Here is a 23,491-nt window from a genome sequence, read left to right as displayed (position 1 = left end):
GATTTCTACCAGGAATTTAATACAAATAATTATGGAACCAATTAGTTTTAAAGACCTCAAGGGTAAAGTGTGTGTAATAACAGGTGGATCAGGAGTTATTGGCAGCGAAATGGTAAAAGCAATGGCTTCGGTTGGTGTAAAAATAGCTGTTGGTGGAAGCAGTACGGCCTCAGCTGAAAAAGCTGCAGCAAAACTTGCTGCTGAATTCGATACAAAAATTATTGGTGTAGAGGCCAATGTTCTGGATAAAGCTTCGCTTGAAAAGGCCAATAAGATTATTCGTGAAAAACTTGGTCCTATTGACATCCTGATTAACTGTGCAGGTGGAAATAATCCGGGAGCCACAACCAAAGTTGAAGAAATGACTGAGGAAAATATGGATAAACTGGAAGACACCTTTTATGGGTTAGACTTGGACGGTTTTGACAAAGTATTCGATTTAAACTTTAAGGGTACGATATTGCCATCGATGGTTTTCACAAAAGACATGTTAAAAAATAAAAAAGGAGTAATTTTGAATGTCTCTTCAATGAATGCTTACAAGCCATTGACAAAAATTCCGGCTTATTCAGCTGCAAAAGCGTCCATTAATAATTTCACCGAATGGCTGGCCGTTCACTTTGCAAAAATAGGTATTCGGGTAAATGGCGTTGCTCCAGGCTTTTTCATTACCAGCCAAAACCGCTTTTTAGTAATGGATGAAAAAACCGGAAACTTTTCGCCTCGCGGCCAAAAGATTGTAAACAACACGCCGATGGGAAAATTTGGAGATCCGCAAGACTTACAAGGTGCTACCTTATTTCTGATCTCAGATATTTCAGGGTTCATTACTGGTATTACAATTCCGGTCGATGGAGGTTACAACGCCTTTGGTGGCGTATAATTTTATCGCTTTCCGTAACAAGTCACTGTCATTTCAGGTAGACACCCAGTGCTGGGTGTCTATTTGAATGTCAAACAATCTGTCAAATCAATTATTCAAAATTTAAAATCAAAATAGAGATGAGCTTAGAATTAAAGAAAGACTGCAAATATTCGCTGGTTGTGCCTACGAGTATGGGGGTGCGTATTACTCCTGTTAACGGACAGCCGGTACATAGTAGCGATATGTTTAAAATGCAGGCAACCAGTGCCGAAACAAATGTGGCAAGTATTGCTTCTTTTCTCGGACTTCCGGTAAAAGTGCTTACAACTTTTGTGAAAGGAAGCCCGGTTGCCAAATTCATAAAAAGCAACCTGAAAAGTCGCCACATGGACTACGAGGGGCCCGAGGTTGAACAGGGAGATCCTTGGGGATACCGACACCAGTTTAATATCGCCGACAGCGGCTATGGATCTCGCGGACCTCGAGTACAAAATGATCGTGCCGGAGAAGTTGGAAGAACATTGAATGTAAAGGACTTTGACTTGGAGCGTATTTTCGGGCAAGAAGGCATACAAATTGTGCACCTGTCTGGTTTGATTGCAGCCCTGTCACCAGAAACCAGTACATTTTGTTTGGAAATTGCTCGAGCAGCAAAAAAATATGGAACACGTATTTCATTTGACCTGAACTACCGAGCATCGTTTTGGAAAGGTCGTGACAAAGAATTGCGCGAAAACTTTACGGAAATAGCTTCTGTTTCTGACATACTGATTGGTAATGAAGAAGATTTCCAATTGTGCTTAGGAATAAAAGGACCTGAAGCCGGAGGTAAAGGCATTGAGGAAGAAATTGAAGGATTTAAAGGAATGATTGGACGAGTGAAGAAAGCATTTCCCAATGCTTCAGTTTTTGCTACAACATTGCGTGAAGTTGTCAACGTGAACGAGCACCTTTGGGGAGCCATCATGTTGGAAGGAGACGACAACTGGCAGGTGATAATGCCTCGCACCATAAATGTTTTAGATCGTATCGGAGGTGGTGATGGATTTGTTGGAGGACTGCTTTACGGAATTTTAAAAGATTGGAATCCCGAAAAATGGCCACAGTTCGGCTGGGCAACAGGAGCCATGGCAACCACATTCCTTACCGATTACGCCCAACCAGCCGATGAAGATATGGTATGGAGCATCTGGGAAGGAAATGCAAGGGTGAAACGATAAATCAATTGACTATTTTGGATTTACCATTTACTATTTTCAAGAATGAATCCAGATGATTTAAAAAAGCGGTTTAAGGTTTTTGCATTGCGAATAATAAAGCTCTCAAAAAGTTTACCGAATGATTTAATTGGAAATACAATCGGAAAACAGATTATTCGTTCAGGCACTTCACCTGGAGCAAACTACCGAGCTGCTTGCCTTGGCAAATCCGACAAAGATTTTCTGAATAAATTGAAAATAGTAGAAGAAGAGCTCGATGAAACATCGTATTGGTTAGAATTAATTATTGAAGCAGAGCTAGTCAATCCGGATTTACTTGAGGATTTAATCAACGAAAACAATGAGCTTTTCAAAATTATTGTCAGTTCTATTACAACAATGAAACGAAAAATCAACTCAAAAAAGGAAAACTAAGGTAAATTAGGATTTAAAAGGATTGAGAGCCAATAGTCTTGAAAAACAGACTGATTAATTTGAGTATTAGTAAATTGTAAATCACTAAATTGTAAATACGAAGATGTTATATTACGAGATAGGTTCGACGGAACATGAACTAACAAATGAAGACCTCAAAAAGGGACTTTATCATGCGTTGGAACAAATACAAGGAGTCAACAAAGTGTTGGCAATTCCACCGGATTACACCCGACTACCCAGCCGGTCAGGAGAATTAACCGAACTGACGTGGAAATTTTATGGAGACAAATTGACCGATGTTCTACCGGCATTGGGGACCCACTCTCCAATGACTGATGGACAAATTAGCCATATGTTTGGCAGCTTACCTAAATCATTGATTCGCGAGCACGATTGGAGAAATGATGTTGTTACGGTAGGAGAAGTACCAGCCGAATTTGTAAAAGATGTCTCGGAAGGTGCAGTGGATTTTCCTTGGCCAGCTCAAGTTAATAAACTTTTACTGGAAGGAAAGTTCGATCTGATTTTATCAATCGGGCAGGTTGTCCCGCACGAAGTGGTCGGCATGGCTAATTACAACAAAAATGTATTTGTTGGAACCGGAGGTGTTGAAGGAATCAACAAGAGTCATTTCGTAGGTGCTGCCTACGGTATGGAACGAATGATGGGACACGCTGATACACCAGTGCGCAGAATCTTTAACTACGCATCCGATAATTTCACACAAAACCTACCTATTTTATATGTTCAAACCGTGGTTGGGTTAGATAAAACGGACGGAAAAGTAAAGACCCGTGGTTTATTTATTGGCAACGATTACGAAGTATTTGACAAAGCAGCCAAGCTTTCGTTACAGGTTAATTTTGAAATGCTGGATAAACCTCTGAAAAAAGTAGTCGTATGGCTCGATCCCACTGAATTCAAATCAACCTGGCTGGGCAATAAATCAGTTTACCGAACACGGATGGCTATTGATGATGACGGTGAACTAATTGTTTTAGCTCCAGCATTAAAAGAGTTTGGAGAAGATAAGGAGATTGACAGGTTAATTCGCAAATATGGTTACTTTGGAACTCCGGCAACTCTTAAATCGTGTGATGAAAATGAAGAGCTCCGGAACAATTTAAGTGCTGCGGCTCACCTAATTCATGGTTCTTCCGAAGGGCGTTTCAGTATTACTTACTGTCCGGGCAAGAAAACCGGAAATTTAACTCGCGAAGAAATAGAAAGTGTCGGATTCAAATATGGCGATTACGATGAAATCACTGCCCGATACAATCCGGAAACACTGAAAGATGGATTCAATACCCTGCCGAATGGAGAAGAAATCTTTTACATCTCAAACCCTGCAATTGGCTTGTGGGCTTTTAAAGATCGATTCAACTATTAATTTATCAGTTACCGGAAAATCTTGTTATACCACATGAAGCTAGATAAAATTAAATGGGGAATTATTGGATGTGGCGATGTCACTGAAAAGAAGAATGGCCCCCCACTCTACAAATTAGAAAACTCGAGTTTGGTTGCTGTGATGCGAAGAAATGGCAAACTGGCTGAAGATTATGCCAAACGTCATCAGGTATCGCGTTGGTACGACGATGCTGAACAGCTGATAAACGATGCTGAGGTAAATGCGGTATACGTGGCAACTCCACCAAATATGCATGCTGAATATGCCATAAAGGCCATGCGAGCAGGCAAACCGGTTTATATCGAAAAACCGATGGCAAAAACTTATGCGGAGTGTAAGAGAATGATCCAGGTTTCAGAAGAAACAGGAGTGCCTATTTTTGTAGCCTACTATCGGCGTGCATTACCATTATTTCTGAAAGTCAAAGAACTTCTGTATAATGATATTCTTGGCAAAACACTAGCGGTAAACATCCGCTTTTTTGAATCTTCAAAGGAACAAAACTTAAGCAAAAAGCAGCTTCCATGGCGCATAAAACCAGAAATTGCAGGTGCCGGTTTGTTTTATGACATGGGATCTCATGAACTGGATTTCCTGGATTTTATTTTCGGTTCAATTACAAAAGTAAGCGGACAGGCCCAAAACAGAGCTGGATATTATCCGGCCGAAGATACCGTTACCGCTTCTTTTGAATTTGAAAGTGGCGTTTTGGGAACGGGAAGCTGGAGTTTTGTTGTTGATCCTTCATCCGAAGAAGACACCATTGAAATTTTAGGAACAAAGGGTAAACTGTGGTTTTCCTGTTTCAATCCGATAAAACTCAATTTGCAAACAGAGCAAGGAGAGCTATTTTACGATTTCGACCAACCAGAACATGTTGGAGGAAATCATATTCAACTGGTAATTGATGAATTGCGAGGAGTTGGAAAATGTCCGAGCACCGGAAAATCAGCAGCCCGAACCAGTTGGGTGATGGAAGAAGTTGTAAAAGATTATTATTATAAAAAATGAAATTTGTAATCGACGATAAAATACCGTACATCAAAGGAGCATTAGAACCTTTTGGAGAAGTGGTTTATCTACCGGGAGCAAAAACGACTCCTGAAATTGTAAAAAATGCTGATGCCCTGATTACACGAACTCGCACAATTTGCAATGAAGCATTATTGAAGAATTCAACCGTCAGCTTTATTGCTACTGCAACCATTGGCTTTGATCACATTGATACTGATTTCTGTAAACAAGCCGGAATAGAATGGACGAATGCCCCCGGTTGCAACAGCAAGTCGGTGGAACAATACATTGCCTCTGCCCTGTTTGTTCTGGCTGAGAAAAAAGGTTTTCAGCTAAAAGATAAAACCATTGGTGTTGTCGGTGTTGGTCAGGTGGGTTCTAAAGTTGCCAAAGTATGTGAGTTGCTGGGTATGAAAGTTCTGCTAAACGACCCTCCCAGGGAACGTGCAGAAGGACCGAAACAGTTCGTCAGCTTTCAGGAGATAATCTCAAATTCAGACATTATCACCTTCCATGTACCATTAACCATGCACGGAGAAGACGCAACTTTTCATATGGCAGACTCGCTTTTTTTCAACTCGTTAGAACATTGCCCAATCATTTTTAACACATGCCGGGGTGAGGTAGTCGACACATTTGCCGGCGAGTCCGCAATTGAACGAGGACAAATTTCAGGAATGGTATTGGATTGCTGGGAGCGCGAACCCGAAATCGACCGGAACCTGTTACATCTGGTTGATCTGGCGACCCCCCACATAGCAGGGTACTCGAAGGATGGGAAGGCCAATGGAACAATGATGAGCATTCAGGCAATCAGTCAGTTTTTCAACCTTGGCATAGACGATTGGCAACCGCAGGGAGTAGATCTTCCGGAGCAAACAATAATTAGTCTGGATGGTTTAAATCGTACAGAGGAAGCGATCATTGGTGAAGCAATTCTTTTCACTTACGATATCAGGAACGATGACCAACAATTGCGAAATAATCCTGAACTGTTTGAGAAGCTAAGAGGCGATTATCCTGTACGAAGAGAATATCCCGTTTTTACACTTAAACCTAAAAATGTAAATGACGTAACACTTGACAAACTGAAACAACTTGGATTCAATATTTCAATTTGACATTCAATATAACTAACAAAAAAAAAGAAAATAAATTATAAAAAATGGCAAAATTAGCAGACATCGGTTTGATTGGGTTAGCTGTAATGGGCGAAAACCTGGTTTTAAACATGGAAAGTAAAGGCTACACGGTTGCGGTATACAACCGTACGGTAGAAAAAGTAGACAAATTTGTAAACGGACGAGGTGCCGGAAAGAATTTCATAGGGGCCCACTCTATCGAAGATTTAGTAGCTTCTTTAGAAAAACCCCGAAAAGTAATGATGCTTGTAAAAGCGGGGAAACCGGTTGATGACTTCATTGAATTACTGATTCCTCATCTGGAAGAAGGCGATATTATTATCGATGGTGGTAACTCTCACTTTCCCGACACGATTAGAAGAACAAAGTATGTAGAAAGCAAAGGACTGCTTTATATTGGAACTGGTGTTTCGGGTGGCGAAGAAGGTGCTTTAAAAGGGCCATCAATGATGCCGGGCGGGTCGCCCGCAGCTTGGCCACACGTGAAAGAAATTTTTCAGGCAGTGGCAGCCAAAGTGGAAGACAACGAGCCTTGTTGCGACTGGGTTGGTGAAGATGGCGCCGGGCATTTTGTAAAGATGGTTCACAACGGGATTGAGTACGGCGACATGCAAATTATTTGCGAAGCCTACCAAATGATGAAAGAACTACTTGGCATGAATGCCGATGAAATGCACGAGGTTTTCAAAGAATGGAACAACGATATATTGGACTCTTACCTAATTGAGATTACTCGCGATATTCTCGGTTTTAAAGATGAAGATGGCGAACCGCTGGTTGAAAAAATCCTGGACACCGCCGGACAAAAAGGTACCGGAAAATGGACTGGCGTTGCAGCACTAGATCTCGGCATTCCATTGACCCTGATTGGCGAATCAGTATTTGCACGTTGTTTGTCAGCGCAAAAAGATTTGCGTGTTGAAGCTTCAAAAGTAATTGAAGGCCCAAAAACAGAGTTTGATGGCGACAAAGCTCAAATGATTAACGACTTGAAAGATGCCTTATTTGGTGCAAAAATCATTTCGTATGCTCAGGGGTACAACCTCATGATGGAAGCAGCCAAGGAACATAACTGGAACCTGAACTACGGCGGCATTGCCCTGATGTGGCGTGGCGGTTGTATCATTCGTTCAGTTTTCTTAGCTGATATCAAATCTGCATTCGACAACAATCCAAACCTAGCCAATTTGCTACTTGATCCTTACTTTAAAGGTAAAGTTGAAAAAGCACAGGCTGGTTGGAGACGAGTTTGTGCAACAGCACTTTCTCATGGAGTTCCGGTTCCATCTTTAACTTCAGCATTGTGCTATTTTGATGGAATACGCAGCGAACGCTTGCCTGCAAACTTGTTGCAGGCCCAGCGTGATTACTTTGGAGCACACACCTACGAACGTTTAGACAAACCACGTGGCGAATTTTTCCATACCAACTGGACTGGCCGCGGGGGTGATACCGCATCATCAACTTATGATGTATAGAATAAGTTAAATCAAAAAAACAAATTCATATTTTAAAGCTGCTTCTCATATATTGGAAAGCAGCTTTTTCTTTTGAAGGTTGAATATTGATCCGATGGCTTGGAGTCATCGGATCAATAGAAAAACACCCACGCCAGCGATTGACTTTTCATCAAGTTATCGTAATTTGCATGATCCAACGCAAAATTTTATTCCATGCAATTCGAAAGTGGGCACCTCTATCATATATACAATCGGGGAAACAATTCACAAAAAATATTTTTCAACCGTGAAAACTATTTGTTCTTTCTAGGGAAAATCAAGAAGCACATTTTACCGCACGCTGATATTATTGCCTGGTGCCTCATGCCTACGCATTTTCATTTGATGATACATGTTAATCAGGTTCACATTGAGAATAGTGAGCAGGTGACTTTGAGTCACCTGCTCACTAGAAAACGTTCACTCAATGATTCAATTGCAATCTTGCTTCGTTCATACACCAGAGCAATCCAAAAACAAGAAAACAAAACCGGCAGCCTTTTTCAAAACCGAACCAAAGCCACCTGCCTTAAGCAAATCGACAAAATCGCTCCTGCCTGGTTTCAGTCAAATTACGGAGCAATAATCAACACCTCCTTTCCCGAAAGAGAATATCCACAAGTATGTTTCAATTACATCCATGGTAATCCGGTTAAAGATGGGTTAACCAGAAAATCATCTGATTGGGAATTTTCATCGGCACGTGATTATTCAGGACTTCGTAGTGGGAAAATAATTAACAAAGAGCGAGCAAATAAATTTGGGTTGGTTTATCAATAACCCTACAAGCCTACAGAGCAGGTGACTTTAAGTCACCTGCTCTGTAAAGATTCACCCAATTGCTAAATGTTTTAAGCCAAAAGTCCTATAACTTTGTAAAAATATTGTAGTTTTGCGCAATTTTTCAATCCAAAAGCTGATATATTATGGCGAAGTACTCAAATGAAGTTTCAAGAACCTTTAGCGAATATTTGCTGATTCCCGGCCTAACCGACAAGGACTGTTTACCTGACAACGTTTCGTTAAAAGCTCCATTGGTAAGCTTTAAAAAAGGCGAAAAGCCTAGTATGGAATTAAATGTCCCATTTGTTTCGGCAATCATGCAATCGGTTTCCGATCATAATATGGCAATTGCCTTAGCGCGAAATGGCGGACTATCTTTCATATACGGATCTCAGCCAATCGACACGCAGGCTGAAATGGTGCGTAAAGTAAAAAAATTCAAGTCTGGATTTGTTGAAAGTGATTCGAACCTGACGCCTGAAGACACCTTAGCTGACGTAATTGAATTGATTGAGAAAACAGGTCATTCAACTGTAGGAATTACAGCAGACGGAACAACCAATGGAAAACTATTAGGTATTGTTACCGGACGTGACTACCGTGTCAGCCGCGATTCTTTGGATAAAAAAGTAAAAGACTTCATGACTCCTTATGATAAAATCATCAAAGGGGAACTCGGAATTGCATTGAATGAGGCTAACGATATTATTTGGGACAACAAATTAAACAGTCTCCCAATCGTCGATAAAAATCAAAACCTACAATATTTCGTTTTCAGGAAAGATTACGAAAGCCATAAAGAACACCCGAACGAATTGTCGGATGGAAATAAAAAGCTAATGGTTGGAGCCGGTATTAACAGCCGCGACTATAAAGAACGTGTACCAGCATTGGTAGCTGCTGGAGCCGATGTGCTTTGTGTCGATTCCTCAGACGGCTTTTCATCTTGGCAACGCGAAACAGTGGAATGGGTTAAAAAAGAATTCAATGGCAAAGTAAAAATTGGAGCGGGCAATGTTGTTGACAAAGAAGGATTCCTTTTCTTAGCTGAAGCAGGTGCCGATTTTATAAAAGTTGGTATCGGTGGTGGTTCAATCTGTATCACTCGCGAACAAAAAGGAATTGGCCGTGGACAAGCAACCTCTATTATTGAAGTGGCAGTAGCACGCGACGAATACTTTGAACAAACAGGTACTTACATTCCAATTTGTTCTGATGGCGGAATTGTGCAGGATTACCACATGGTATTGGCGTTGGCCATGGGTGCCGACTTCCTGATGATGGGGCGCTACTTTGCTCGTTTTGATGAAAGCCCTACTCGCAAAATGATGGTGAATAACCGCTACGTAAAAGAATACTGGGGTGAAGGATCGAACCGTGCACGTAACTGGCAGCGTTACGACATGGGTGGAAGCACCGGTCTGAAGTTTGAAGAAGGTGTTGACAGCTATGTTCCTTACGCCGGGAAGTTGAAAGACAACCTGGATATTACCGTGGGTAAAATGAAATCAACAATGTGCAGCTGTGGATCAATCTCTATTCAACAACTAAAAGACGAGGCTAAAATCACACTGGTTTCGGCAACCAGTATTGTTGAAGGCGGTGCACACGATGTTATTCTGAAAGATACCAACATGTAAATAACACCATACATCATACAATAGTCCCTTTCTTTTAAGATCGGGACTTTTTTTTGCCCAAATTCAGCTTGAACAATAACGAATAAAAACCGTTCAACGTTTAATTAACTAATTAGACTTGAACGACTGAAGGCTACATGTAATTCATCCATGATGGAAATGATGAAAACCGGATTTCTCCTGAACATCATCGCCATCATTTTAATAACCATATTAACGATATTCTGGGGAACAGCGGTATTGCCAATCGATCTTTTTGAATATCCTGAGTGGGCTCTTGAAGGTGCCAAAAGTGCAATCCATTAGCCGCGGTTACGCCTTTTTGAAATAGTCTTTCGGCGCATTACAGATTGGGCATTTATAATCATCCGGTAAATCTTCAAACGGAGTACCAGGCTCAATTCCCATCGTTGGATCACCAACTTCAGGATCGTAAGTATAGCCACAAATTACACAAACATGTGGAGAAGCTTCATCCCCCTGCTCCGTATTTTCCTCTTCTCCTTCAGGCTTACTCTCCTCTTCCTCTTTCTTTAGCGTGTCCTGCTCAATGTATGTTGGAGAATTTTTTGGTGAAAACATTTTATATTTCTCACGATAATAAGCATAAGTCAAAGGCTCTTCATCCAGCACCACATCACTTTCTACAACTTCGCCGATAATCAGCCAGTGTGATCCAACATCAACGGTGTGAGTTACTTTACAATCTAACCATGCCACACACTCATCAATTACAATTGGCATCCCTGTTTGAGCCGTTTTTACTTCCACATCTTTAAACTTATCTACAGCATCGCCCGAATTAAACCCAAATTCACCGATCAACTTTACATTCAGTTCCTTTTTCAATATTGAAACAGAAAAGGCACCCGCCTCCCGAATCACATCAGTTGTGAGGTTATCCTTATGGCACGAAATTGCAACCTGTTCCGGCGAATTAGTAACCTGAAAAGCGGTGTTTGCAATGTATCCCGATTTTTTACCACCTAACTCCGAGGCTACCAGATACATTCCGTATGACATTTTATGAAAAGCTTTGTATTTCATCTGTTTATATTTTTTATTTTAAGTTCGTACAATTTCCGCACTCCACTGTAGTGCTTTCATATCCTGCACCAACGCATGAAACTCCCAAATAACCATCCTCCGGTGTGTAAAAATTATTACCTATTCGTTTCGCATGTAACAGTTTTATGATTCAAAATAACTTTAAAATGTGGGGCTTTACGCCCCAGGGATTTTCTTCGTTTCCTTTAAAACTATAAATTTGGGATTAATTTAGCAGACTCCCATAAGAAATGATAGTTTTATAAATCATAATTAATAGAAGTAGGCTTTTAGTTTCAAACGGCTTTTTCAAAATGATTGTTAATTATTTGAGTAATCTCATTTTCTATTCGGTGATTTTTTTACATTTTTGAAGCCTTTTGCGCAGAATATCAACCAGATTATAAAAAGTAAAAAGAATGATAAGAAGGACAAGTTTAATTGCTTTGCTCGTTTTCATTGGTTCAGCGTATAGCTGGGCTTGTACAAATTTCTTAGTCACTAAAGGTGCGTCGACCGATGGATCGACCATGATTACCTACGCGGCGGACTCTCACACTTTGTTTGGTGAGTTATATTATTTTCCGGCAGCTGATCATCCCGAAGGGGCTACCAGAAACATCTACGAGTGGGATACCGGAAAATTTCTTGGGGTTATCCCCGAAGTTGAACACACCTACAGTGTAGTTGGTAATATGAACGAGTTCCAGGTTGCTATTGGTGAAACCACCTATGGTGGCAGGGAAGAATTACACCATCAGTCTGATGCCATTATGGATTACGGCAGCCTGATGTATGTAGCTCTGCAGCGTTCGAAAAGTGCACGTGAAGCCATCAAGGTCATGACCGAATTAGTTGATCAATTTGGATATTATAGCAGTGGAGAATCTTTTTCAATTTCCGATCCTAACGAAGTCTGGATAATGGAAATGATTGGTAAAGGAGAAGGCGAAAAAGGTGCGGTATGGGTAGCCCGTCGGATACCCGATGGATACATTAGCGGACATGCTAACCAGGCCCGTATCACAAGCTTCCCATTGAATGACACCCAAAATTGCATGTACTCCAAAGATGTTATTTCTTTTGCCCGCGAAAAAGGATGGTTTGATGGCAAAAATAAAGACTTCAGTTTTTCAGATGTTTATGCTCCGGTTGATTTTGGAGGGGCTCGTTTTTGCGAAGCTCGTGTGTGGGCTGGCTTCAACCAGGTAACTTCAGGCATGGATAAATACACAGACTATGCAAAAGGAATAGTTGAGCACGATACCATTGCTAATTACGCTTCAAACCGTTTACCATTGTGGATAAAACCAGATGAGAAACTTAGCGTGAAAGATGTAATGGAAATGATGCGTGATCACTTTGAAGGTACCGAGCTGGACATGACTCAAGACATTGGCGCAGGGCCCTATAAATTACCATACCGCTGGCGCGGACTAACCTGGGAAGTTGATTCGGTTGAATATTGCAATGAGCGCGCTGTATCGACACAGCAAACCGGATTTTCATTCGTTTCACAAAGTCGTTCGTGGCTTCCAAATCCAATTGGCGGCATCCTTTGGTTTGGAGTAGACGACACCTACAGTACCTGCTATGCTCCGATGTACTGTGGCATAACAAAAACGCCGGAGTGTTTTGCGGTTGGTAATGGAGATCTGCTTACTTACTCTGAAACTTCTGCTTTTTGGGTTTTCAATACGGTATCTAACTTTACCTACCTGCGTTACGACTCCATGATTGAGCATGTCAGAGAACGACAATCTGAAATTGAAGGGAAATTTATAGCTTACACTCCTGCCATAGATAAAGCAGCAAAATTGCTTCATGAAACAGAAGGAGCTGAAAAAGCCCGTGCATTTTTAACCGAATATTCTATTAACGAGGCCAATAACATGACAGACGAGTGGCGTGAGCTCTATCATTACCTACTTGTAAAATACATTGATGGAAACATCAAAAAAGAAAAGAATGGAAAATTCGAGACAAATGAACACGGACTTCCCGCTTTTCCAGACCAGCCCGGATACCCTGAATGGTGGTACAAGGCAATTACGAAAAGTACAGGTGACCATTTTAAAGTAATTGGCGGTGCCGGACACTAAAAAATAGATAAATAGTTTTGTGCGCCAATAAATAATGCTAATTTTGCGCCAAATTCAGCAATCTCTTACACTGTAGCTGTGTAATATTGCGTAAAACTAAAAAAACGATGGATTTAATAAAAGTAGCCGAAGAAGCCTTTGAGGTTGTAAACAACCTTCAAAAATTTAGCGCCGGTGACACCATTACGGTACACTACAAAATTAGAGAGGGAAGCAAAGAGCGTATCCAGGATTTCCGTGGTGTAGTTATTCAGGTAAAAGGTGCCGGAACAAACAAGACATTCACAGTGCGTAAAATGTCAGGAAACATTGGCGTTGAGCGTATTTTCCCAATGACCTCTCCATTTATTGAAGGTATTGACGTTAACAAAACTGGTAGTGTGCGTCGCGCACGTATCTTTTACCAACGTGAACGTACCGGTAAAAAAGCCCGAATCAAAGAAAGAAGATTCTAAAATCAGAACTCATCATAAGAAAAAGGCCTTCGAATCGAAGGCCTTTTTTTTGCTCTTTTTTGTAGTTCCAATAAAGAAGAAATTAATTCAGCCTATTTCACTATTTGTTGATAAATATCACAGCTTATCAGCTCTCCAACTCGTTATTTTGCAGTTAAAATAGTTCATTATGGCATTTCTACAGAAAGAAAAATTATTTAGCCTGAAATGGTTTAAGGAATACACTTTTATTACAATCGGAGCACTCTTAATTGCAGTGGGATTTGTCTATTTTATGACTCCACATAAGATTGTACCGGGCGGAGTGTACGGTATTGCCATTGTTGTACATTACCTAACGGAAGGACTATTCCCGTTTTGGCCGAAAGGGTTCCCAATTGGGTTGTTCGGCTTGCTGGTTAACATCCCGCTGACCATTGCAGGAATTAAGATATTAGGTCCCCGCTTTGGAGTCAAGACAATCATTGGCTTTGTACTCACCTCTGTTTTTATGGACATGATAACATATTTAAGAGAAGTTGGCGACGCTCCTCTTGTAGAAGATGTGTTGCTCTCATGCGTATTTGGGGGCGTGCTGCTAGGCGTTGGACTTGGACTAATTTTTAAGTCAAGAGCGACATCAGGAGGATCAGATATTATAGCTATGATTATTGCTAAGTATACCAGCTTACAACTTGGCCAATTGATGATTTATGTCGATTCGGTAATTGTGCTATTTGGACTTGTAGCCTTCCGCGAATGGCAAATCCCACTTTATTCGTGGCTCGCCATTTACATCACCGGCCGGGCAATTGACTTCATACTTGAAGGCTCAAATTACAATAAAGCCCTCCTGATCATCTCTGACAAACATGAAGAAATTAAAAATAAAATATTGGTCGACATAGAACGTGGAGGCACCTATCTAAAGGGAACGGGAATGTACAGCGGCGAAGACAAAAACATTATTTACACCGTAGTAAGCCGCCGCGAAGTAGCCATCCTGGAGCAATACATCAGCCAAATTGACCCGAATGCATTTATAACAGTAATGGACACCCGCGAAATTTTAGGTGAAGGATTTCAGTCAATAAAAATGAAGACCGATTCATAATAATGATTTAAAGAAACAAGTCTTTTAATTAGCATTTGTTTTTTTAAATTCGAAGTTTCTTAAAACTTCTAGTCTCAGTCCAGTAATGCCATGAAACAGATTTTCACCATTCTCTGTCTATTTTCAGTCATTCATCTAACGAATGCACAATCAGTTGGACTTGTCCTAAGTGGTGGTGGCGCAAAAGGGCTAGCACATATTGGTGTTATTAAAGCTCTTGAAGAAAATAACATTCCTATCGATTACATCGCAGGAACCTCTATGGGTGCAATTGTTGCAGGTTTATATGCTGCTGGATACTCGCCCGAAGAAATGGAAAAGCTTTTTCTCTCTGATAAATTCAAATTTTGGTCGACAGGAAAAATACAGGAAGAATACCGATACTTCTTTCGCAAACTGGAGGAGAGTCCATCATGGTTAAATCTGGATTTGCAAAGAACAGACGATAAATTAAAACTCCTGCTCCCTACCAACATCATTCCCGAGGAACAGATGGACTTTGCATTTATGGAATTGTTTTCATCGACCAATGCTGTTTGCGATTACAATTTTGACAACCTAATGGTTCCTTTCCTCTGCATTGCAACCGATGTATACGAAAATAAAGAAATTGAGCTGCGAAGTGGTGACTTAGGAGAAGCTGTTCGTGCTTCAATGACTTTCCCCTTATATTTTAAGCCCATTCTAATTGATGGAGCATTAGCTTTTGACGGTGGAATTGTCAATAATTTTCCGGTGAAAAACACCATCGAAACGTTTAATCCTGACATCATCATTGGTCACAAAGTAGCCAATAATGCACGCCGCCCTAATGAAGATGATGTGATGGCTCAGTTGGAAAATTTGATCATGCAAAAAACGGACTATTACATACCGCCAGGCAGAGGCGTCTTGCTTGAAACAAAATTTTCAAACATCAACTTGTTGGACTTTGGAAAAATACTGAGCATTGAAAAAGCTGGTTACCAAACGGCAACAACACGAATGGACAGCATTAAAATGTTGGTGAAAAGAAGAGTTTCGCAACAGAAATTGAACAGTAAAAGAACAGCTTTTAATATCCGTAAGCCAAGGCTCAAATTTCAAAACGTACAAGTTGAAGGAGTTTCTGATCCCATGCAGCGCAAGTACATTATCCAAAGCATAAAACACAAGAACGACGTTATCGGATTAGATGAGCTACGCAAGGAATACTTCAAGTTGGTAGCTGACCCACAGTTAAAATCAATCCGTCCGGTTTCCATATACAACAAAGAAACCGGCTATTTTGACATCCACTTAAAAGTGAAAAAAGCCAAGGCTTTGGAAATAAAATTTGGAGGAAACGTATCAACAAAACCAATCAATCAGGGATTCTTAACTCTCGATTACCTGTTTTTTGATGACCGGGCCTATACACTGAGCAGCAACATCTATTTTGGTCGTTTTTATAGTTCAATAAAAACCGGCGGTAGAATTGATTTTCCAACGAAAACTCCATTCTATTTGTCTGGGTATTTCTCCCTAAACCGATGGGATTATTTCTCCAGCAGCAACGAATTCTTTTTCGAAGATGTTAGTTCACCCTTCGTTATTCAAGACGAAAATAACGTTCGGTTTGAAATTGGACTGCCTGTAAATACGCACGGAAAATTCACCCTCGGAACAAGTTATTCGGTGGCTTCAGACACCTATTACATCAATAAATCGATAAAAAAAGATGACATTGCAGAACAAACCAACTTTAATGCTTTTTCGGCAAATATTGGACTCGAAAAAAATTCACAAAACTACAAGCAATTTGCCACCGAGGGCATTTCTTCGAAAATAGGAATTACCTACACCACTGGAACTGAAAAATATAAAACAGGCACAAATTCTCCATTCAATCAAGGATTTATTGCCAACCACGAATTTCTTACTTTAAAAGGGAAATATGATAATTACTTTTCGCTTTCGCGGCATTTCAGGCTGGGACTATATGGCGAAGGTGTTTTTAGTAACAAAAGCGTATTTAGCAACTACACAGCGACACTGCTCGCAGCAAATACATTTGCACCTACCCCGTTTAGTCAAACCTTGTTTTTAAAGAAATATCGTGCCAACAAATACATTGCAGCCGGCTTAAAATCGGTTTTTCATCTGACCAATCAAATGCATTTAAGGCTTGAAGGTTATGCTTTTTCACCCTATCATAGAATTAACGAAGGCGACAATTACAAAAGTTTTTACGACCCCGATCGATTTTCGACTTTGAAATTAATGGGGCTTGGTGGAGTTGTTTACCACACCGGGCTTGGTCCGGTAAGTTTAACGCTCAATTATTTCGATAAAGAAGACACTAGGTTTTATGTCGTTTTTAGCTTTGGATATGTGTTGTTTAACAAAAAGGGATATTAACAAAAATACCTTGATCTTAATTTGCTCTTTGATAAAACTTCACCCAATTAATCTCAAAATTATGCGGAAGGTCTGCATTCTCCCGAACAACAAGGGCAGCCAAATTAATAAACATCGGATAATCAGGCACATTTACTGAGCTGGTATAAATTTCCCTATCATTGATTTTCCAGGTCAACTTATTATTCTCCCACACCAATGTAAAAATGTAGAACTTGCCAACAGATAATCCTGACAAAGAAAAGGATGCATCTTCTAGTTTCCCATTTGAATTTTTACTCACTCCAAACCGATTTTTCACTCCTGTTTCAAGTAAGTTCAATCGCAATGAATTTTCGTCACCGGCAAGGTAACAGACATCTTGAAAGCTTTTACCCGGATTGTATCTAATCTTTGCTTCAAATATTCCGTATTTCGACTGGAACAAGCCTCCGGTAGTCAAATTATCAGAGGAGTAATCAAATTCATGTTCAACAAATCCGAAAGCTGGATTCCACACCAATGAATTTATTTTATCCTTTTTTACCTGAATTTTTAAACACCGATCTTTTAGATGAATATTTTTCCCATTATCAAAAGCCTGCAAATCGCCAGCCTGTGAAAAATTCTGCCCTACAGTTTTTTCAGCCCAGTAGTTTATGGTTTTCCATTTCGTCTCATCCAACATTCCATTCTCAAATCGATCCTCAAAAGCAAGGTTCCAGTTTTCAAAGAATTCAAAAGCGTTCGAGTCCTTGTACTTCAAATAAAGGCCAATCTCCTGTTTATTTTTCAGCGCTTCGTACCGCTGCTCATCGCGATACTCATCTGTATTTTCCCATTTTTTCGGATCCTCCAAATACGCTCTGTGCTTCTGATAGTCTTCGCTTTCAATAATTTCCTTCAAACCTTCATAAGTTGCCTTTTCCTTCGACTGATCCATTCGAAGGAAATTTTTATAGGCCAATGTTTTAGGATATTTCATAAAAAAGCTAACATCATTAGAAGATTTCAGCTCATTGAATTCAGCTTTCTGTTCCTTATCAGCTCCCCGCGAAATTTGTTTTTCGAGCTCAAAATAACGATCAAGACTGTCTCCGTTTTTCAATTCCTGAAACCGTTTCAAATCAAAGGACTCCAATGTTTCATAATACCTTTTTAGGCGTTTATTTCCTCTTAGCTTTTCAAATTGCTTAAGCTGATGCTCTTCGGGACTCCCTTTAAACTTCAATGATTTTAATTCGGCTTTTAGCTTTTTAAACGACTTGGCAGTGACTTTTTCCTGTAGTTCTAAGAATTCTTTCAACTCGCCCGACTGCTGAACTTCTTTAAATACACGGTAATCATTCAAAAGAGATTCTTTCGCAGACTCGACTTTTGACGTGGCTTTTATACCTCCAAAGGTATTCAGCATAAACAATTTTAAAGACATGAGGATCGTTTTTTCCTGGTTTATGGAATTAAAAATAACAATAAAAAGGTAAGTTAATAACATTTTTTCATCATCTGGTGGAAAAATATTAATTTCAACCTTTGTAACAACACAAACCCAACCTATGAGAATGAGAAAAATTACACTATTTTTTCTTGTCGTTGCATGCTTTTTTACCAGTTTTCCGACTATTGCTCAAGACTATTTTAAGGACGGCGGAGAAGCTGGAAAAACCTATATTTTGATGGCTCATCCAACGGTACAAAATATCGAGCGGATGAAATACCTGATTGACAACCACTTTCTTTTTGTAGGAGAATCTGAGATTGTTGGTATTTATTACAGTTTTGAAAACTACAACTATAACCAATCGATCAATTATATTCGGGATAATGAGCTCAGCAAATTTCACTTGCAACATCTCACCGGACTACTGACCCCTGAAAACATCTACACAGAGAATGATTTTACACATAATTTTGAAGTGTTATTTGAACAGACTCTTGGGATTTTCTTTTTTGGTGGCCCCGACATACAACCAATTACCTACGGCGAGGAAAACCGGTATGCGGTAGTCACCGATCCATATCGGCACTTGTTCGAGCTCACTTTGGCTTTCCACTTACTTGGAGGCTCGCAAAGCCCGGATTATGTACCTTTACTTGAGAAGAATCCTAAATATTTTATTTGTGGGTTCTGTTTAGGCATGCAGACCATGAATGTTGCTACAGGCGGGAAAATGATACAAGATATCCCGGCCGAAATTTATGGCACAGACGATCCGTCAGAAATTGTTGAATTTGACAGAGACAAAATACATCGGAATTATTGGCAGGAAATATTTATCAACGATAAGTTGATGAATGTAAACTTTCATCAATTAAGACTCCCTGAAGGTGGCTTTTTTGCCGAAGAAGTCAAGTGGAAAAATGACGTTTCTCCACCTGTTTTAAGTGCCCATCACCAAGCAGTTAAAGACCTCAATGAATGTTGGGAAGTTACAGCTTGGTCAATGGATAAAAAGGTAATTGAAGGAATTCACCATAAAAAATACCCAAATGTTTTTGGAGTTCAGTTCCATCCTGAGATCCCGGAATTATACTACCCTGCCGATTCCTTAATCTTCTCTCCGTCAGATCAGCCAAAATCATACTTTGATCGTATCGGAAGCGATGGACAAAAATTTCACAAAAAGCTCTGGCGTTTTATATCAAAATCAATCCAATAATTCGTCACCATTTATTCTTTAAAAAATTCTATTTTTGCAGCTCAAATATATTTTATGGGCTTTAAAGAAGAGATCAAACGAAGAAGAACTTTTGGAATTGTTAGTCACCCCGATGCCGGGAAAACTACATTAACGGAGAAGCTTTTGCTTTTTGGAGGGGCAATCAGGGTCGCGGGTGCTGTAAAAAGCAATAAAATCAAAAAAGGTGCAACTTCCGACTTCATGGAGATTGAACGACAAAGAGGTATCTCTGTAGCAACTTCTGTAATGGGGTTTGAATATCGCAACTACAAAGTGAACATTCTGGATACGCCCGGCCACCAGGACTTTCAGGAAGATACGTTCCGCACGCTAACTGCTGTTGAAAGCGTTATTATTGTGATTGACGCAGCCAAAGGTGTTGAGCCGCAAACTGAAAAATTGATGAATGTATGCCGGATGCGAAAAACACCGGTTATTGTTTTTGTTAACAAGCTCGATCGGCCTTCGCAAGACACGTTTGACCTGCTGGATGAAATTGAAAACCAACTCCAGATTAGTACACGCCCACTCAGTTGGCCAATTAATAGTGGACCCGATTTCAAAGGGGTTTACAACATCTACAATCGTAGCTTGAGGTTGTTTGATGCCAATGTACAGCAGATTGAAGAAGGTATTGACTTTAAAGACGTCAGCAGTCCCGAATTGGAAGAATATATCGGCGACGATGCCGACGTATTGCGAGAAGAATTGGAATTGGTAGAAGGAGTTTATCCTGAATTTGATCATCAGGAATATTTGAAGGGAAATTTAGCGCCCGTGTTTTTTGGTAGTGCATTATATAACTTCGGAGTTCAGGAGTTGCTTGATGCCTTTGTTGAAATTGCACCTTCCCCACGTCCCAGCATAACGGAAGAGCGTGAAATTAAACCGGAGGAAGATGGCTTTACAGGCTTTATTTTCAAAATCCACGCTAATATCGACCCCAACCACCGCAGCCGAATTGCCTTTGTAAAAATATGCTCTGGCAAATTTGAGCGCAACAAACCTTACAAACATATTCGAACTGGCAAATCACTTCGAATTTCGAGCCCAACAGCATTTATGGCTTCGCAAAAAGAAATTATTGAGGAAGCCTATCCGGGTGATATTATCGGAGTTCCCGACTCCGGCAATCTGGTCATTGGCGATTCAATAACCGAAGGTGAAGAAATCCACTTCAAAGGACTACCGAGCTTCTCGCCCGAATTGTTCCGCTTTATTGAAAATGCCGACCCCATGAAATCGAAACAGCTTGCCAAAGGCGTTGACCAGCTTATGGACGAAGGTGTTGCCCAATTATTTACCAGCCAATTCAATGGCCGCAAAATAATTGGAACTGTGGGTCAGCTTCAGTTCGAAGTAATTGAATATCGTTTGTTGCACGAATATGGAGCCAAGTGCCGGTTCGAACATTTAAATATGCACAAAGCTTGCTGGATTGAATGCGATGATCCGAAAGTGCTGAGTGAGTTCAAAAAACGTAAGCACCAGAAAATGGCTGTTGACAAGCGCGGAAGAGATGTCTTCATGGCTGATTCAGGTTTTATTTTGCAAATGGCACAAGATGAATTTAAAGACGTTAAGTTCCATTTCACCAGCGAATTCTAGCTTTCGCTTTCTTTTTGGCTTTTGTATTGAATCGATATTTTTCTATTTTTAGAAAAAACCAGGTATGGAAATCCTAAGCATAAATTTTTTCGAAGGCAACCTTTTTTCATACGTTGTATTACCTCTTCTGATCTTTCTGGCTCGCATAAGCGATGTGACAGTTGGAACGCTTCGCATTGTCATGGTCTCTAAAGGACAAAAGTATATCGCTCCTTTGCTCGGTTTTTTCGAGGTGATCATCTGGCTGGTTACCATGAGTAAGATCATTCAGAATATTGACAATTGGGTAGCTTACGTGGCCTATGGTGCCGGCTTTGCTACCGGAAATTTAGTTGGTTTAATTATCGAAGAAAAGTTAGCCGTTGGAATTGTTCAACTACAGATTATCACACGCAAAAGTGCCGACAACCTGATTGCAAAACTGAAAGCAAGTGGTTATGGAGTGACCTATCACGAAGCTCAGGGAGCCAATGAAAAAGTGGCCGTAATTTACACCATCATAAAACGTAACGAAATAAAAAAGGTAACTGAAATCATGCTTACCTATAATCCAAATGCCTTTTATTCTATTCAGGATATTAAAATGATTAGCAAAGGAGTGCCTGGTTTTGTACAGCCAAGCCAACGCTGGCGAAAAGGAAAGTAGCAAACTTAATTTCGAATCAAAACACAAAAAAAATCTAATACAATAAGCTACTTAAAAGTTAACATCCTTCAAAAAAGCAAACCAAAAAATGTCAATTCTTAAATAAAATTCTGATCTTTGTCACACTTTTTAAAGCTACTACATAAAGGCAAAATCAATTATTGAAAATATATATCTATGTTTAAGATTCAGACCTTGAATAAGATTGATCCTGTTGGGTTGAAAAACTTCCCCTTAGATCAATATGAAATCGCCAGCGAGTTTGCGAATCCCGATGGAATTATCGTAAGAAGTATGAAAATGCACGATATGGAATTTCCGTCGAGCTTGAAAGCCATCGCTCGCGCTGGAGCCGGGGTTAATAATATTCCAATTGACAAGTGTACAAACCAAGGGATTGTCGTATTTAACACGCCGGGAGCAAATGCTCATGCTGTGAAAGAACTGACAATAGCAGGTTTAATGCTTACTTCCCGGGACATTGCCGGTTCGATCGAATGGGCAAAATCGCTAATTGGCAAAGGCGACGAAGTTCCAGCACTGGTTGAAGCCGGAAAGAAAAACTTTGCAGGTCAGGAAATTCGCGGTAAAACGCTAGCAGTTATTGGGCTGGGTGCAATTGGTGTTTTGGTTGCCAATGCAGCTCAAGCTCTGGGAATGAACGTATTGGGATACGACCCGTTTATTTCCGTTAAGCACGCGTGGAAACTGAGTCGCAATGTTAAGCAGGCTGAAGGGATGGAATCGTTGTTGGCAAATGCCGACTATATAACACTTCAAATCCCATTAACTGCCGACACCAAAGGGTTTATCAATAAAGATAAATTTAAGATGATGAAAGACGGAGCTCGATTGATGAACTTTGCCCGTGGAGGTCTGGTTAATCATGCAGATTTAGCAGACGCCATTGAATCGGGCAAAGTAGCTCGTTACATCACCGACTTCCCCGATGAAGAAACATTGAAAATGAAAAACGTCATTTCAATTCCTCACCTGGGAGCATCAACTGCCGAATCAGAAACGAATTGTGCGGTCATGGCTGTTGATCAAATACAAGAGTTTTTGGAGAATGGAAATATTATCAACTCGGTAAACTTTCCACCAGCGGAGATGGAACGTGCCGGTGGAGCGCGAATTGTTGTTGCCAATAAAAATGTGCCAAATATGGTAAGCCAAATCGCTACCCTATTGGCATCAGAAGGTTACAATATTGCAAACATGCTAAACCGTAATAAAGCTGAAATAGCCTACAATATTATTGATGTCGATCGTAAAGAAGCAGATCCTGCATTAGCTGATAAAATTGCAGCAATAGACGGAGTAATTATGGTTCGAATGATTCAATAAACCCATTAACAATGAGAAAAAGGGATACCGGTTCATGTTAAGCTTTCGCTTTCCTAAACCGGTATCCTTGTTTTTATTCCTTACAGCTCGCAAATAATTTTATTTTTGCGTACGTTTGAAAAAACACATAAAACTTGAAATTTAAATTCTGGCAAAAAATTAA

The 23,491-nt window shown here is 40.2% G+C and carries 20 protein-coding genes; 18 read left to right on the top strand and 2 right to left on the bottom strand.

Annotated features, from left to right (window positions below; translation table 11 throughout):
- From ACTB00_RS11865 to ACTB00_RS11820, 10 genes are all read left to right on the top strand, one after another.
- Nucleotides 1-883 (top strand): SDR family oxidoreductase (locus ACTB00_RS11865; protein ID WP_463300133.1); only part of this gene is annotated, 883 nt, incomplete at its 5' end.
- A gap of 119 nt (nt 884-1,002) precedes the next feature.
- Entirely contained in the window at nt 1,003-2,085 is a 1,083-nt protein-coding gene (locus tag ACTB00_RS11860) for a PfkB family carbohydrate kinase (RefSeq protein ID WP_463300132.1), read from the top strand.
- 42 nt (nt 2,086-2,127) lie between these two features.
- On the top strand, nt 2,128-2,499 hold the full coding sequence (locus ACTB00_RS11855; protein WP_463300131.1) for a four helix bundle protein: 372 nt from the start codon (nt 2,128-2,130) through the stop codon (nt 2,497-2,499).
- A 103-nt stretch (nt 2,500-2,602) separates the two neighbouring features.
- Nucleotides 2,603-3,892 carry a nickel-dependent putative hexonate epimerase gene (locus ACTB00_RS11850; protein ID WP_463300130.1) on the top strand — a complete coding sequence of 430 codons (1,290 nt, stop codon included), beginning with the start codon at nt 2,603-2,605 and terminating at the stop codon, nt 3,890-3,892.
- A gap of 33 nt (nt 3,893-3,925) precedes the next feature.
- Entirely contained in the window at nt 3,926-4,924 is a 999-nt protein-coding gene (locus ACTB00_RS11845; RefSeq protein WP_463300129.1) for a Gfo/Idh/MocA family protein, read from the top strand.
- On the top strand, nt 4,921-6,048 hold the full coding sequence (gene pdxB / locus ACTB00_RS11840; protein WP_463300128.1) for a 4-phosphoerythronate dehydrogenase PdxB: 1,128 nt from the start codon (nt 4,921-4,923) through the stop codon (nt 6,046-6,048). Before ACTB00_RS11845 ends, pdxB begins: the two co-directional genes overlap by 4 nt.
- 44 nt (nt 6,049-6,092) lie before the next feature.
- Nucleotides 6,093-7,547: a decarboxylating NADP(+)-dependent phosphogluconate dehydrogenase gene (gnd, locus tag ACTB00_RS11835; protein ID WP_463300127.1), complete on the top strand. Its 1,455-nt coding sequence runs from the start codon at nt 6,093-6,095 to the stop codon at nt 7,545-7,547.
- Nucleotides 7,548-7,742: 195 nt separating this feature from the next.
- Nucleotides 7,743-8,348, top strand: a complete 606-nt coding sequence (locus tag ACTB00_RS11830; protein WP_463300126.1) for a transposase — start codon at nt 7,743-7,745, stop codon at nt 8,346-8,348.
- 146 nt (nt 8,349-8,494) lie between these two features.
- A complete protein-coding gene (locus tag ACTB00_RS11825) occupies nt 8,495-9,991 on the top strand; it encodes an IMP dehydrogenase (protein ID WP_463300125.1) in 1,497 nt (498 codons plus the stop codon).
- 150 nt (nt 9,992-10,141) lie between these two features.
- Nucleotides 10,142-10,297 carry a hypothetical protein gene (locus ACTB00_RS11820; protein ID WP_463300124.1) on the top strand — a complete coding sequence of 52 codons (156 nt, stop codon included), beginning with the start codon at nt 10,142-10,144 and terminating at the stop codon, nt 10,295-10,297.
- Between the two features lie 6 nt (nt 10,298-10,303).
- On the opposite strand, the gene ACTB00_RS11815 is transcribed toward ACTB00_RS11820, so the two are convergent.
- Nucleotides 10,304-11,038 (bottom strand): flavin reductase, encoded by a 735-nt coding sequence (locus ACTB00_RS11815; RefSeq protein ID WP_463300123.1) that lies wholly within the window; start codon nt 11,036-11,038, stop codon nt 10,304-10,306.
- Nucleotides 11,039-11,457: 419 nt separating this feature from the next.
- Here ACTB00_RS11815 and ACTB00_RS11810 point away from each other — a divergent pair, with 419 nt between their 5' ends.
- From ACTB00_RS11810 to ACTB00_RS11795, 4 genes are all read left to right on the top strand, one after another.
- Nucleotides 11,458-13,140 carry a dipeptidase gene (locus ACTB00_RS11810; protein ID WP_463300122.1) on the top strand — a complete coding sequence of 561 codons (1,683 nt, stop codon included), beginning with the start codon at nt 11,458-11,460 and terminating at the stop codon, nt 13,138-13,140.
- 107 nt (nt 13,141-13,247) lie between these two features.
- On the top strand, nt 13,248-13,595 hold the full coding sequence (gene rplS, locus ACTB00_RS11805; RefSeq protein WP_463300121.1) for a 50S ribosomal protein L19: 348 nt from the start codon (nt 13,248-13,250) through the stop codon (nt 13,593-13,595).
- Nucleotides 13,596-13,764: 169 nt separating this feature from the next.
- Nucleotides 13,765-14,688 carry a YitT family protein gene (locus ACTB00_RS11800; RefSeq protein ID WP_463300120.1) on the top strand — a complete coding sequence of 308 codons (924 nt, stop codon included), beginning with the start codon at nt 13,765-13,767 and terminating at the stop codon, nt 14,686-14,688.
- Nucleotides 14,689-14,778: 90 nt separating this feature from the next.
- Nucleotides 14,779-17,067, top strand: a complete 2,289-nt coding sequence (locus tag ACTB00_RS11795; RefSeq protein WP_463300119.1) for a patatin-like phospholipase family protein — start codon at nt 14,779-14,781, stop codon at nt 17,065-17,067.
- A 16-nt stretch (nt 17,068-17,083) separates the two neighbouring features.
- Here ACTB00_RS11795 and ACTB00_RS11790 read toward each other — a convergent pair whose 3' ends face one another.
- Nucleotides 17,084-18,478 carry a glycoside hydrolase family 16 protein gene (locus tag ACTB00_RS11790; protein ID WP_463300118.1) on the bottom strand — a complete coding sequence of 465 codons (1,395 nt, stop codon included), beginning with the start codon at nt 18,476-18,478 and terminating at the stop codon, nt 17,084-17,086.
- 130 nt (nt 18,479-18,608) lie between these two features.
- On the opposite strand from ACTB00_RS11790, the gene ACTB00_RS11785 reads away from it, so the two are divergent.
- The 4 genes from ACTB00_RS11785 (at nt 18,609) to ACTB00_RS11770 (ending at nt 23,328) form a co-directional block, all read left to right on the top strand.
- Nucleotides 18,609-19,706 carry a gamma-glutamyl-gamma-aminobutyrate hydrolase family protein gene (locus ACTB00_RS11785; RefSeq protein ID WP_463300117.1) on the top strand — a complete coding sequence of 366 codons (1,098 nt, stop codon included), beginning with the start codon at nt 18,609-18,611 and terminating at the stop codon, nt 19,704-19,706.
- A gap of 54 nt (nt 19,707-19,760) precedes the next feature.
- Nucleotides 19,761-21,335: a peptide chain release factor 3 gene (locus ACTB00_RS11780; protein ID WP_463300116.1), complete on the top strand. Its 1,575-nt coding sequence runs from the start codon at nt 19,761-19,763 to the stop codon at nt 21,333-21,335.
- A gap of 64 nt (nt 21,336-21,399) precedes the next feature.
- Nucleotides 21,400-21,981, top strand: coding sequence for a DUF2179 domain-containing protein (locus ACTB00_RS11775; RefSeq protein ID WP_463300115.1), 582 nt, complete (start codon nt 21,400-21,402; stop codon nt 21,979-21,981).
- 177 nt (nt 21,982-22,158) lie between these two features.
- The gene (locus ACTB00_RS11770; RefSeq protein ID WP_463300114.1) at nt 22,159-23,328 is read left to right on the top strand and encodes a phosphoglycerate dehydrogenase; all 1,170 of its coding nucleotides are present in this window, start codon (nt 22,159-22,161) and stop codon (nt 23,326-23,328) included.
- The last annotated feature ends 163 nt before the right edge of the window (nt 23,329-23,491 follow it).

It is taken from the genome of Sunxiuqinia sp. (assembly GCF_055140945.1).
This window is presented reverse-complemented; position numbering and strand designations above follow the sequence as displayed.